The sequence below is a fragment of the Pseudooceanicola endophyticus genome (assembly GCF_018760365.1).
GTDB classification, from domain to species: Bacteria; Pseudomonadota; Alphaproteobacteria; order Rhodobacterales; family Rhodobacteraceae; genus Pseudooceanicola; species Pseudooceanicola endophyticus.
Window position 1 is genome coordinate 1 of the sequence record NZ_JAHIAB010000017.1, and the last position, 13,482, is coordinate 13,482.

Consider the following 13,482-nt stretch of genomic DNA (forward strand, 5'->3'; position numbering starts at 1 on the left):
TGCTGCCGTGATAGCCATCGACCTGGACGATGATGCCCTTCTTGTCCTTCAGGCCGCGCACGTTGTTGCGGAACTCGACAAAGCGCAGGGCCGTATCGACGGCGGTCGAGCCGCCGGTTGTGAAGAAGACGCGGTTGAGGTCCGAAGGGGTCAGGCTGGCGATCTTCTCGGCCAGGCGGATCGAAGGCGCATTGCCCATGTACCAGGGCGAGGTATAGGACAGGTTCATCGCCTGCTCGGCCATCGCCACGGCGATCTCGCGGCGGTTGTAGCCGACCTGGGTGCACCACATGCCGGCGGGGCCGTCGATCAGGCGATGACCGTTTTCGTCCACGACATAGATGCCCTCGGCCCGGTCAAGACGCGGCAGGGCCTTCTGGCCAAGGGTCTTGAGGCTGGCAGCGGGGTCGAGCAGATGCCGGCGCGCGGCCTCTGCGAGGGGGGCTTGCTTGATCATGTCATTCTCCTTGCAACCAAACCCGGGGGGTCGCCTGCCATCCAGGCCGATGCCAAAGATGCAACATCGCAGGGCCTGCTGACCGACAGGTGCGGGTGGCTCTGCCGCATCCTAGGCGCCCATTTCCGCCCCCAGAAGGCCGGATAATCTTGGTACGGCATAACTTCAGATCATGATTTACGTTATCGGCCCGCCCCGGTGGAGCCTCCGGGGCGGGCAGGTCATCAGCTTGAGCGGCCCGCCGAAGCGCTCCAGAATGGGAGCCACTGGCGTGGTCTTCAGGGGCAGTTCCTGATGTCGTTTGACACCACTGGCGGACCGCGGGCGCAAAGAGACCCAATGAAGAGGCCAAGAGACACTTCCCCGCCAACAATCGCGACACGGCCCAGCCGACGCATACGATGTATTCATAGGGTGGGCGCCCGTTGAGGGCCTATTCCTGCGCCAGAAATGCATGTTCAAGGAGTGACCGAGTGCATGCTTCGCAGGCGTCTGCGAAATGACAGATCTTACCTGAATCCCGCATAGCCCGGGGCGGGGGCCGAAATACGCTGGCGTAACGACCTGCAATGATTTGATATTAATTCATTATTTAAAGAACCCCGGCGGTGGCCACCTTACTCTTTCAACCGCTGTAAGAGTTTCTTTCGGCCCAGCCGGGTACCGCGAGCAATCCGAGCCTGCCTTTTATCATCCTATGCCGTGAGTCCGCAGAGGCTGATGCCTTGGCACTCAAGCGTGCAGCCAAAAGCACCTCGCATACGACCTGGAGCTCCAAGATGACAAAAACCCGCAAGATGCATTTCGGCCTGTCCGTGGCACATTTGGGGTACCACCCTGCCGCCTGGCGGATGCCCGATGTGCCAGTAGATGGCACAATGAACCTCCAGCATTATGTAAACTGCGCGAAGATCGCCGAGCGCGGAAAGCTGGACTTTCTCTTTTTCGCGGATGTCTCGGGCGTGCGGCAGTTCGGCGATGCCCGGGCACCACGACACCGCGAACAGCAGCAGTCCAAGCACGAACCCTTCACCCTCATCGCCGCCCTCGCGGCCCTGACGGAGGAGATCGGCTTCGTCGGCACCGCCTCCACCACGTTCCAGCATCCCTACAACCTGACCCGCCGCCTTGCGACGCTCGACCACCTTTCGGGTGGGCGCGCGGCCTGGAACATGGTCACCAGCTGGAGCGAGGACGAGGCAGAAAACTTCGGCCTGGCCACGACGGGTACGTCGGATGAACGCCATGCCCGCGCCCATGAATTCGTCAGCGTCGTCAAGCGGCTGTGCGACACCTGGGAAGATGGCGCCTTCGTCCAGGACAAGGAAAGCGGCATCTTCTTCGATCGCGAAAAGCTGCATTTCCTCGATCACGAGGGCGACCAGTTCCGCATCAAGGGACCGCTCGATCTGCCCCGCCCCCCGCAGGGAGTCCCGCCGATCGCCACCGCCGGCGCGTCGGAGAATGCGCAGGAGCTGGCTGCGGCCCATGCCGACATCGTCTATGCCGGCCAGCCCAACATCGAACTGGCCCGCGCCTATTACGCCTCGCTCAAGGCGAAGACCTGGAAATATGGCCGCACGCCGGACGACGTGAAGATCATGCCCGGAATCATGACCTTCGTGGCGCCCACTCGGGCGGAAGCCCAGGCCAAGCTCGACCGGCTCAACGCCTGCATCGACCCGGTGATGGGCTTTGGCCACATGCTGGTCTCGGGTCTGCCCGACCTCTCCGCCTGCCCGCTCGACAGCCTGGTGCCCGAGGCGGACTCCGAGCTGGTCGCCTATCCAACGGGTCAGCCCTCCGGTTTCGCGATGTCGCTCATGAAGCGGGCGCGTGCAGACGGCAAGACCGTCCGCCAGCTGATGGAAATGGTGCTGGGCGGAGACCTCTGGCAGCTCGGCATCGTCGGCACCCCGACCGATGTCGCCGACAAGCTGGAGGAATGGTTCAGCACCGGTGCCGCCGACGGGTTCAACGTCCAGGCGGCCTATCTGCCCGGCGCGGCCGAGGACTTCGTCGAACTGGTCGTTCCCGAGCTGCAACGGCGCGGCCTGTTCCGCACCGAATACGAAGGGCGCACCCTGCGCGACCGGCTCGGCATCGCCCGACCGCAAAACAGCTTCACCCTTTCCGAAACCGCCGCGCGTGTCGGCACGCTGGCCACCCGCTGATCCGAGGAGCCGAAAATGACCAATCCCAAGCGTCAGATGAAGATGGGCGTGTCGATGCATGTCATGGGCTATCACCCTGGCTCCTGGACCATGCCCGGCGTCAACCCGAACGGGCTGATGGAGCTCAAGCATTTCGCCCATGTCGCCCAGACCGCCGAACGCGGCCTTTTCGACATGATGTTCCTGGCCGATCACGCGGCCAGCCGCAACCTGGCCAACCTCAAGCTGGCCCGAGAGAACCACCACAACAACGTCAAACTCGAACCGCTGATGCTGCTGTCGGCGCTGGCCACGATGACCAGTCATGTCGGTCTGGTTTCGACTGTGAACGCGACCTACAATGCGCCCTACACGATTGCCCGGATCCTGGCCTCGGTCGACCATATCAGCAAGGGGCGGATGGGATGGAACTTCGTCACCGGCTTCTGCCCGGACGAGGCGCGCAACTACGGCTATGACGGGCTTCCCGACCAGGTGCTCCGCAAGGAGCGCGGCCAGGAATTCGTCGATATCGTCCAGGCGCTGATGGACAGCTGGGAAGACGACGCGATGATCCGCGACAAGGAGACGGGCATCTTCTTCGACCGCGACAAGGTGCATTTCATCAACTACGCGGGCGAGCACCTGAAATCGCGCGGGCCTCTGGACATCTGCCGGCCGCCGCAGGGCCAGATCCCGATGGTGATGGCGGGCGACAGCCTGTCGACGAAGACCCTGGCGGCCAAGCGCGCCGATGTCCTCTATTCCGCCAAATCCACCTTCGAACTGGCCCGCGACTACTATGCAGAGGTCAAGGGCCTCATGGCCGGCTTCGGCCGCGATCCCGAAGCGCTGAAGATTATGCCGGGCATGATGGTCTTCGTGGCCAAAACGGAATCCGAGGCGCGCGAGAAGCTGGAGCGGATCACCGCCACGACGCCGGTTCAGGTCGGGCTGTCGGAAATGCTGCCCTATTACGACGATCCCTTCGGCATGGACCTGAACGCCCCGGCGCCGGAAATCGTGCTCGACGCTGCGCAAAGCCCCAAGGGCCCGCTGCACAACTCCGGCGGCACCCATTCCGGCGCGGCGCTGCAAAGCGCGGTCGACCGCATCAATGCGGTGATCCGCGACCGCAAGCCCACGCTGGCGGAGCTTGCCCGCCTGATGCCCAGCCTCGGGGTCTGGAAGGTCGTCGTGGGCACCCCCGCACAGGTGGCGGACGAGATGGAACACTGGTTCCTGAACGGCGCCGCCGACGGCTTCAACCTGCAACCGCCCTACATGCCGGCCGGGCTGGAAGATTTCGTCGATCTCGTGGTGCCGGAACTGCAGCGCCGCGGCCTTTACCGGAGCAGCTACGAGGGCACGACGCTGCGCGACAACCTCGGCATCAAACGTCCGGCGGACCGCTGGGCCGCCTGAGGCAGGAGGCCCCCGACGGGTGCCTCAGCGCAAAGCCGGATTGCGCAGAGGCGCGCCCCGGCTCCGACAATCAGAAAAACATGCGCAGCGCGTCGCAAGACCGTGCCTGCCCGACAACAGGGACCTCCAAATGACTTTCGACGACAAACCTTGGATTACCCAATCCGGACATCGCTTCGACTTTTCGCGCCGCCAGTTCCTGCGCAGCGCGGCAAGTGTCGGCCTGATCGGCCTCGGGGGCGCCGCGTCGGTCTTCGGCGCGCGCCCGGCCGCCGCGCAAACCCCGGTTCGCGGAGGATCGCTGACCGTGGCCTACACCGCTCCGGTGGATTCGATGGATCCGCGCGTGGCCTATTCGGTCGCGGGCCAGCAGTTCATGGGCTCGATCTTCGACAACCTCATTTTCGACAACAACGGCCAACTTGAGCCGATGCTCGCCACCAGCTGGGCCGCCGAGAACGGCGCCCGCGAATGGGTCTTCAACCTGCGCGAAGGCGTCAAGTTCCACGATGGTTCCGACTTCACCTCGGCCGATGTCGTCGCGACCTATGAGATGGCGATGGATAAGACCGCCGGCGGGCGCATGTACAATGCCGCGGGCCCGCTTAGCGCGGTTACTGCGGAAGGTCCCCTGCGCGTGCGACTGACCTACAGCCAGCCCTTCTCCGACGGTCCCTCCGCCGTGGCCTCGCGTTTCATGCGCATCTTGCCGGCGGGCAAGTTCGACCAGCTGACCGACCACCCTATCGGCACCGGGCCCTTCATGTACAAGAGCTTCGAACCCGGCAGCAGCGCGACCGCCGTCAAGAACCCGAACTACTGGGATCCCGAACGCCCCTATCTCGACCAGCTGACCATCGTCGGCATCGCCGACAGCGTGACGCAGCAGGCCGCCCTGCGGTCGGGCAACGTCGACGTGCTGAGCGGGATCCAGACCGAGACCTTCCTGAGCCTGCGCAATGTTTCGGGCCTGATCGCCCGCTCCGAGCCGGGCACGAACTACCATTGCCTGATCACCCAGATCAACATGGCCCCCTTCGACAACCTGAAGGTCCGAGAGGCGTTCCGCTATCTCATCGACCGCAACATGCTGATCGCCTCGGCGCTTCTGGGACAGGGCGGCGTGGGCACCGACAGCCCGTTCCAGGTGACGGACGCCTATTACCCCAAGGATTTGCCACTGCGGAACCAGGACCTGCCCAGGGCGAAGAAGCTTCTTGAGGACTCCGGCGTCGGGCCGCTCAACCTCGACATCTTCACGATGAGCGAGCGCCCGCCCTCGCCCCGGATCGCCGTGGCGCTGAAGGATGCCGCGTCCAAGGTCGGCATCGGCATCAACATCAACGATGTGCCCTATACCGAATATGCGGCCAATGTGACGCGCCAGCGCCCGCTCTACACCACCGGAACCTTCGCCACCGCGTCGAACCTCTTCACCAATCTCTTCCTGCTCTATCACAGCAAGGGCGCGGTGAACTATTCTCAGACCGAAAGCGGCCCGGGTGTCGATGCGCTGATCGAGGAGATCCTCGCGACCACGGATCAAGAGCGCAAGATCGAGATGGTCAACGAGGTCGTGAGCAAGATCGTCCTCTACAGCGAGAAGATCATTCCCTACTTCATGAACACCTCCGTGGTCATGAACGGGCGAGTGCAGGGCTATACCTTCCCCCGCTTCGACCTGATCGACATGGGGCGCGTCTGGGTCTCCTGATCCGACCCCGCCCGCCCGCTGCCTTCCGGCAGCGGGCCCCTTTCCTGTTTTGCCCTGGAGAGCAGCCCCATGCCGCTTTGGCTTCTGATCACCCGTCGCATCGCCGTCATGGTGATTTCCCTCTTTTTCGTTGCGCTGTTGACCTTCCTCATCGTCAACGTCCTGCCCGGCGACGTGGCCACGGCCATCCTCGGCGACACCGCAACGCCGGACCAGGTTGCCGCCCTGCGGGGCAGCCTGGGCCTCGACCAGCCCGTCCTGCTGCGCTTCATGAAATGGTTCTTCGACCTTCTGCAGGGTGATTTCGGCACTTCACTCACCTTTAATCGCCCGGTCGGGCCGATGATCGCGGGCCGCCTGCTGAATTCCGCGACCTTGGCGCTGATCTGCATGATCGTGGTGATCCCCGTTTCCATCCTGTTCGGCGCAATTGCCGCGGTGAAACAGGGCTCGCTCCTTGACCGCGCGATCACCGGCCTGACCACCTTCCTCTTCGGGATGCCCGAATACGTGCTGGCGCTCGGTGCAATGCTGATCTTCGCCATCTGGCTGCAATGGCTGCCCGGAGCAGCGATGATCAACCCTGGCGAAAGCCTGTTCCTGCACCTCGACACCCTGGTCCTGCCGGTCCTCGTCATCTCTCTGGGCGGCGCGACCTACATCATCCAGATGACCCGGGCGAGCATGATCGACGTGCTGGCTTCTCCCTACGTTCGCACCGCGCTGCTCAAGGGTATCCCGCGCTGGCAGGTAATCCTGAAGCATGCCCTGCCAAATGCGATGCTGCCAACTCTGGTCGAGATCGGGCTCAGCTTCGGCGCTCTCCTCGGTGGCCTGGTGATCATTGAAACGATCTTCAACTTCGCCGGCATCGGACAGCTCATGGTGATGGCGGTCCAGAGCCGCGACGTGCCGGTGCTCCAGGCCTGCGTGCTGGTGATCGCAGCCGCCTACTCTCTCGGCAGCCTGCTGGCGGATATCGCCTCCATGCTGCTCAACCCGAAACTGCGCAACTGAGGGCGATCCCATGACAACCGTTGCAACGAATGCCACAGACCGGCCGCTCGCCCGCGTCAGTCGTACCGCGCGCGCCATGTTGCGCCCTGCCGAACTTTACCTGCTGTTCCTCGTTCTCCTCATCGTCGCCGGCCCCTGGGTCGCGCCCTTTTCGGCCTATGACTTCAATGCCTCCGCATCGCTCCTCGGGCCAAGCTGGGTGCATCCCTTCGGAACCGACGAATTCGGTCGCGACATCCTCTCCCGTGTCCTTGTAGGCGCGCGCCCCACGCTTCTGCCCGCCTTCGCCGCCGCGACCCTGGGCATCGCCGCCGGTACGGTGACCGGCCTTGTCTGCGGTCTTTTCGGGGGCCGCGTGGATGAGCTGATCATGCGCAGCATGGACATTCTGCTGTCTTTCCCCGCCCTCATCCTGGCCATGCTCATTGTCACCATGATGGGCTCCAGCATCGTCAACCTGGTGCTGGCCATGAGCCTGATCTTCTGGCCCCGTTCGGCACGTCTTATCCGCTCGGCCGCGCTGGAAATCGGCAAGCGCGAGTTCATCGAGGCCTGCCGGGCACGTGGCGAAAGCCTCGGCTTCATCCTGTTCCGGGAGATGCTTCCGAACCTGCGCAGCGTCGTCATCATCGACCTGGCGCTGCGGTCCTCCTACGCGATCCTTCTCAGCGCCTCTCTGGCCTACCTCGGGATGGGCGCGCAGACGCCGACACCCGCCTGGGGTCTGATGGTCAAGGAAGGTCAGCAGTTCATCCAGTTTGCCCCCTGGCTGACCGTTTTCCCCTGCCTGGTCGTGGCCGTCATCGCCACCGGAACCGTCCTCATCGGGGAAAGCGTCCGCCAGAGATTTGCGATTTCCACGAGGCTTGCCCGATGATCCCCCAACGCCATGAAATTCGCCAGGCCGGCGTCGAGAACGCCGTTCTGGCCATTGAAAACCTGTCAATCACCTATGGCAAGGGCAGCGAAGCCGTCCACGCCGTGCGTGGTGTCACCCTTTCCATCGCGCCGGGGGAGGCCTACGGCCTGATCGGCGAAAGCGGCTCGGGCAAAAGTACCGTCGCCTTCTCCTGCATGGGTCATGTCGCCGGAGGCGAGATCGAGACCGGCTCGATCAAGCTCAAGGGAGAGAATCTGCTGCGGCTTTCGCCCGCTGGCTGGCAGAGCGTGCGCGGCAACCGGGTGGCGATGGTCTACCAGGACCCGATGAACGCCCTCAACCCGGCCTTCAAGCTGGGGGCACAGGTCGCCGAGGCGCTGATCCGACATCGCAACATGACCCGTAAGGATGCCCTGGCCCGCGCAGTGGAACTGTTCCGGCAGGTCCGCCTGCCGGATCCGGAAAACCTGGCACAGCGCTATCCGCACCAGATTTCCGGCGGCCAGCAGCAACGTGTGGTGATCGCCATGGCCATCGCCTGCGAAGCCGAGCTGCTGATCATGGACGAGCCGACGACCGGGCTCGACATCACGACCGAAGCCCATATCCTCGACCTGATCGCGGATCTGCGCAAGCGCCTCGGGATGGCCATCCTGTTCATCAGCCACAACCTGCGCGTGGTGGCGCAGGTCTGTGACAGGGTCGGTGTGCTCTATGCCGGGCAGATGGTCGAAGAGGGTCCCGCATCAGAGGTCCTGCGCCGCGCCCGTCACCCCTACACCATGGGTCTCAACAATTCGCTGCTGCCCATCGACGGCGCCGTCAAACGGCTGAACCCGATCCCCGGCAGTCTGCCGGACTTGCGCAACGTTCCCGGCGGCTGCATCTTCGCCGCCCGCTGCGCCTATGCCACGCCGCAGTGCAAGGATGCAGTCCCCGCCATCCAGGTCGTCGGATCCCGCCACGTCTCGCGCTGCATCTTCAACGAGATCCTTCCCCTTGCCGAACGCGCGGCGGAGACGCGCAAGCGTTTCGGTCCCGAGGAAAGCGTCCCGCCGCAGCTTTCTGTGGTCGATCTCGATTTCAGCTATGCCCGGCCCAGCCTTGCCCTGCCCTTCCTCAACCGGAAGGAGCAGAGCAAGGCCCTGGACCGGGTCACCCTGGCGATCCGCCCGGGCGAAACTCTGGGGATCGTCGGCGAAAGCGGCTCCGGCAAATCCACGCTCGCGCGCTGCATCGCCGGGCTGCGCGCGCCCACCGGCGGCTCGGTCCGGATGGAAGGTCAGCGGCTGGAACCCCTGGCCGGCCAGCGCAGCCGCGACGCCCGCAAGCGGGTGCAGATCGTATTCCAGAACCCCGACAGCGCGCTCAACCCGATGCGGACCGTGGGCGAAATCGTCAGCCGTCCGATCGGGCTCTACGGTAATGCCTCTGGACCCGAGGTCGCGAAACGCACCGCGGAACTGCTGGAGATGGTGAACCTGAGCGAACGCTACCTGACCCGCTTCCCGAGGGAGCTGTCGGGGGGCGAGAAGCAGCGCGTGAACATCGCCCGCGCCCTTGCAGCCGATCCCGACATCATTATCTGCGATGAACCGACCTCGGCACTGGACATCTCGGTGCAGGCGGCGGTCCTGAACACCCTGATCGACCTGCGGGCAAAGCGCGGCGTCGCCTACATCTTCATTACCCACGACCTCGGGGTGGTGCGCTATATCGCCGACCGGGTCGCCGTGATGTACAGCGGGTCCGTGCTGGAGACAGGTCCGGTCAGGGAAGTGTTCGCAAATCCCGGACACGCCTATACCGAGATGCTGCTGTCGGCCATGCCGCGTGGGGAAAGACATGCCCGTCATGCCCCTGAGGAAATCGTTTCACGCGCCCGTCCGGTTCAGGGCCAGGGCTGCCCCTTTGCCGACCGCTGCCTGCGGTATCTCGGACAGGAATGCGATGCCGTCACCCCGCCGCTGCGGCTGGGACGCAACGGTCACATGGTCAGTTGCCATATTCCGCTGAGGACCTGACCACCCGTTCCGCCAGGGGCTTGCGCTTCCCTCCGGATGCGGAGGCCCCGGCGGTTCAGGAAGCCTCCCAGGGCGCATCGCGGAAGTAATGCGCCATGAAGTCCGCAAACGCCCTGACCTTCGGGGCCACGTGCCGTGAATTCGGGAAGGCGACATAGATCCCGGCCTCTGGGCTCAGCTGCCAGTCGGGCAGAACCTCGACAAGCTCGCCCCTGCGCAGCTGTTCATGACAGATGTATGTGGCGACGACACCGATACCGAATCCGTTCATCGCCGCATCAAAGATCGCCTCGGAGCTGTCCGAACGCAGCCGACCGCTGGTCTTGACAGAGATCCTCTCGTCCCCGCGCTCGAGATGCCAGAGGCTGCCCGAAGCTGCATAGCGTTCGAAGATGAGACACTCATGCTTCGCGAGGTCCTCGGGCTTGCGCGGAGCAGGGTGCTCGGCCAGGTAGCTGCGAGAGGCGACAAGCACCCGCTTGTTGGCGCCCAACCTGCGGGCGACAAGGCTGGAATCTGCCAGGATCCCGGTGCGGATCACCAGATCGTAGCCCCCTTCGATAAGGTCGACGAAGCTGTCGGAATAGTGGGCGTTCACCTCGATTTCCGGAAAATCCCGCATGAAGTCACGAATCGCACCACTCAGATGAAGACGGCCAAGGGCAACCGGCATCGAGATCCGCAACTTGCCGCTGGGCGCGGAACTGAGCCCCTCGATCAGCTGGTTGCCGAGACTCAGATGTTCGAGAGCCTGACGGCAGTGCTCTAGGTAGAGCCTGCCCGCTTCCGTCAGGGAAACACGGCGCGTAGTGCGGTCGAACAGCCGTATCCCGAGCGTATCCTCGAGGCGGGTAATCTTGCGGCTGATTGTCGGTGACGTCTGCCCGGTTTCGGCTGCCGCATCGGCAAAGCTCAGGGTATCGGCCACTGCGACGAAGGAGGCGACAAGCCCCAGTCGGCCGACATCGGCCGCGAAAGGTTCGGAGTGGGCGCGCGAGGTGGACGGAAATGCCCGTCCTGCGTGGATCACATTCATGATCATGCTCCTGCTGAGGTTAGAGACACAGGTGATCCCCGTAGGGATAGCCGGCGCCGCCCAAGGTCAGCCGGAAAACAGGTCGGGATCGCAGCTGCAAACGCACTCCGTGACCTGGATCCAAAATACCTCTTTTTTCTCAACGCAGAAGCAAATCAGCAGCATATCCGCCCGGCAAACGGCCAAGGCTCGCGTCAGATCTTTTTTTCAGCGTTCCAGCCGCTAAAGGATGCCGGATACAGCAAACCACCGCTCGCCCCCTGGCCTTCCCGGAGTGCCGATCTGCCCGCCGGCATGTGCCTCGCTCTCTAAGCCCCGCGCGCGCATCGGCAAGTCGAAGGCCTCATTCCGGTGCGGTAAAAACAGGCTCTTCAGGGCGATTTCCGCATGGTCTTCACTGGGCGGTGCTTCCCGCACTTGACCTGCCGGATCGACATTGCTTTTAACCAGTCAACGTAAGCCGTTACACCTGACCGGGTCACCCAAGCCCGCAAAGCGTATCTTCCCAAAGCAACACGCCAGAAGCGGTGTGATTGTGAAGCAGGTCTTGTCGTCAAACGCCCGTCTCTCGTGTATCTCCGTGACTTTCCATGTCGCAGAGCGCCTGGCCCGGCGGTCGTGCGCCGTTACGCCTTCTTTGCTCGCCACGTCGATTTGCCTCAGGTCGATCTCGTGGATGCGGTCCCAGCGGGTTGAAAACCAACCGGAACCACATCTTTCGCTTCAGGCCCACACCCAAAGCTGCGAAATGACCGGCCGCCTCTGACGGTTCGGGTCCGGCACTGCCATAACAAACAGGTCGACATGAAAGACATCCTCGCCGAAACGATATCCTGCGGCAGCCCATCACATGGCTCCGCAATCCAAGCCGCCATCAGTCCCATAGCCGATATCATCGCCGAAATGCGCGCCGGCAACATGGTCATTCTGGTGGACAGCGAAGAGCGCGAAAATGAAGGGGATCTGGTGATCGCCGCTGATGCGGCCGGGCCGGAAGCGATTAATTTCATGGCCACCCATGGACGTGGCCTGATCTGCCTCTGCCTGGAAGGCGCGCGGGTGGATGCGCTTGGCCTGCTACCCATGCCGAGCCGCAACGCCTCCGCCTTCGGAACGGCCTTCACCCAGTCGATCGAGGCAGCCGAAAACGTCACCACGGGCATTTCGGCCCGTGATCGTGCAGAGACGATCCGTGTGGCCTGCGACCCGTCCCGCGGCCCTGAAGCGCTCGCCTCGCCGGGGCATGTCTTTCCCCTGCGTGCCCGGGACGGCGGCGTGCTCGAGCGGCCCGGACATACCGAAGCCTCTGTTGACCTGGCCCGTCTCGCCGGTCGCAATCCTTCAGCGGTCATCTGCGAGATCATGCGCGACGACGGAGAAATGGCGCGCCTGCCGGACCTGATCGGCTACGCTGCACAACACGGCCTCATGATCGGCCTGATCTCTGACCTGATTGCCCTGCTGCAGAACACCGGCGCACCAGATCTCCTGCCTTCGCGGGCCTGACGCCAAAGGAAAGAAGGAAATGATGAAAATTACCATCGTGGTCGGCAACCCCAAACCGGCCTCGCGAACCGGCAAGCTTGCGCAGAAACTGGTGGAACGCATGTTCGGCGGCGCCGATCCGGACCTGCAGGTCATTGATCTTGTGGAACATGTGGATCAACTCTTTGTCTGGCCCTCAGAGCGCATGGCCGCTCTCAATGCGCGCGTCGCCGAGTCCGACCTCGCGGTCTTTGCCTCGCCGACCTACAAGGCGAGCTATACCGGCCTGCTGAAATCCTTCCTTGACCGCTACCCGATGAACGGGCTGAACCGTGTTCCCTCTCTGGCTTTCATGACCGGCGGGGGGCTGGCACATTCTCTGGCGCCGACCACGACCCTCGTGCCCCTCCTGCATGAGCTGGGCGCGGTGGTGCCCTATCGCGGTCTCTACTTCAACACCGAGCGTATGGATGCGGCTGACGAGATCCTCGATGATTTCGCGCGCGAGGTTCTGTTGGCGCTTGGTCGCTGCATGCCGGTGATACAGGCCACAGCGCCGCAGATCCAGGCTGCCGCCGATGCCGAAAAGATGGTCCAGCAGGAAAAAGCACATGCCTGATACCTTCATCGAGACCGCAACCGCCGACGCTTTCGACCCGCGTGCCTTCCGCGATGCCCTGGGACATTACGCATCGGGAATCACAATCGTCACAGGCCGGGGCCAAACGGACGAGCCCGTTGGCTTCACCTGCCAGTCCTTCTACAGCGTCTCCCTGGAACCGCCTCTTGTCTCGTTCTGCGTGCGTCGCGAATCCAACAGCTGGCCAAAGATCCGGCCGTCCGGGCACTTTGCGGTAAATGTGCTGCATTGGGACCAAGTCGCGCTTTCCAACAGCTTTGCGCGCTCGTCCGGTGACCGTTGGGCGGGCGTCGACTGGGCTCCGAATGCCGAAGGATCCCCGATGATCCGTGATACGCTGCTGACCTTGGAATGCCGTTTCTACGCCGAACACGAAGCCGGCGACCACCTGATCGTCATCGGCGAAGTCATGCGTTTCGTCGATGAAGCGAAGGAACACACCGCGTCGCCTCTCGTTTACTACAAGGGACGCTACCATCAGGTTTCGGCCTGATCGGAAGGAAAACCGGACGGGAGAAGCTGTTGCATCTTCCGTCCGATCAGAAGAGCGATACGCCCCGCCATATAGCCCGGTCGGAGGAGCCCGGTTCAGGCAACGGCGATGACCGGCAGGGTTTACGCGAGACTGCGCAGACGACGTGCGTGACAAGG

At 63.5% G+C, this 13,482-nt stretch carries 10 protein-coding genes and 1 pseudogene; 9 read left to right on the plus strand and 2 right to left on the minus strand.

From position 1 onward, the window contains the following. On the minus strand, positions 1 to 457 hold a 457-nt coding region (locus KM176_RS22105; protein WP_215558827.1), incomplete at its 3' end, for an aminotransferase class III-fold pyridoxal phosphate-dependent enzyme. A 779-nt stretch (positions 458 to 1,236) separates the two neighbouring features. On the opposite strand from KM176_RS22105, the gene KM176_RS22110 reads away from it, so the two are divergent. The 6 genes from KM176_RS22110 to KM176_RS22135 all read left to right on the plus strand — a co-directional run bounded on the left by KM176_RS22110 (position 1,237) and on the right by KM176_RS22135 (position 9,670). Further along, a complete protein-coding gene (locus tag KM176_RS22110) occupies positions 1,237 to 2,631 on the plus strand; it encodes an LLM class flavin-dependent oxidoreductase (RefSeq protein ID WP_160896811.1) in 1,395 nt (464 codons plus the stop codon). Positions 2,632 to 2,646: 15 nt separating this feature from the next. Beyond that, positions 2,647 to 4,035: an LLM class flavin-dependent oxidoreductase gene (locus tag KM176_RS22115; protein WP_160896812.1), complete on the plus strand. Its 1,389-nt coding sequence runs from the start codon at positions 2,647 to 2,649 to the stop codon at positions 4,033 to 4,035. Between the two features lie 130 nt (positions 4,036 to 4,165). Next, positions 4,166 to 5,749 (plus strand): ABC transporter substrate-binding protein, encoded by a 1,584-nt coding sequence (locus KM176_RS22120; RefSeq protein ID WP_160896813.1) that lies wholly within the window; start codon positions 4,166 to 4,168, stop codon positions 5,747 to 5,749. 69 nt (positions 5,750 to 5,818) lie between these two features. Next, the gene (locus tag KM176_RS22125; RefSeq protein ID WP_160896814.1) at positions 5,819 to 6,766 is read left to right on the plus strand and encodes an ABC transporter permease; all 948 of its coding nucleotides are present in this window, start codon (positions 5,819 to 5,821) and stop codon (positions 6,764 to 6,766) included. 10 nt (positions 6,767 to 6,776) lie between these two features. Continuing rightward, positions 6,777 to 7,643, plus strand: a complete 867-nt coding sequence (locus KM176_RS22130; protein WP_160896815.1) for an ABC transporter permease — start codon at positions 6,777 to 6,779, stop codon at positions 7,641 to 7,643. Beyond that, entirely contained in the window at positions 7,640 to 9,670 is a 2,031-nt protein-coding gene (locus KM176_RS22135) for a dipeptide ABC transporter ATP-binding protein (RefSeq protein WP_160896816.1), read from the plus strand. Before KM176_RS22130 ends, KM176_RS22135 begins: the two co-directional genes overlap by 4 nt. Positions 9,671 to 9,725: 55 nt before the next feature. Here the strand turns inward: KM176_RS22135 and KM176_RS22140 are convergent, their stop codons facing one another. After that, positions 9,726 to 10,706: a LysR family transcriptional regulator gene (locus KM176_RS22140; RefSeq protein WP_160896817.1), complete on the minus strand. Its 981-nt coding sequence runs from the start codon at positions 10,704 to 10,706 to the stop codon at positions 9,726 to 9,728. A gap of 804 nt (positions 10,707 to 11,510) precedes the next feature. On the opposite strand from KM176_RS22140, the pseudogene ribB reads away from it, so the two are divergent. From ribB to KM176_RS22155, 3 genes and pseudogenes are all read left to right on the plus strand, one after another. Continuing rightward, positions 11,511 to 12,164, plus strand: a pseudogene (gene ribB, locus KM176_RS22145) (3,4-dihydroxy-2-butanone-4-phosphate synthase); the annotation flags it as partial. A 70-nt stretch (positions 12,165 to 12,234) separates the two neighbouring features. After that, positions 12,235 to 12,810 carry an NADPH-dependent FMN reductase gene (locus KM176_RS22150; RefSeq protein ID WP_202398075.1) on the plus strand — a complete coding sequence of 192 codons (576 nt, stop codon included), beginning with the start codon at positions 12,235 to 12,237 and terminating at the stop codon, positions 12,808 to 12,810. Further along, positions 12,803 to 13,324, plus strand: a complete 522-nt coding sequence (locus tag KM176_RS22155) for a flavin reductase family protein (protein WP_160896820.1) — start codon at positions 12,803 to 12,805, stop codon at positions 13,322 to 13,324. The genes KM176_RS22150 and KM176_RS22155 overlap by 8 nt, the downstream gene beginning before the upstream one ends. Positions 13,325 to 13,482: the final 158 nt, after the last annotated feature.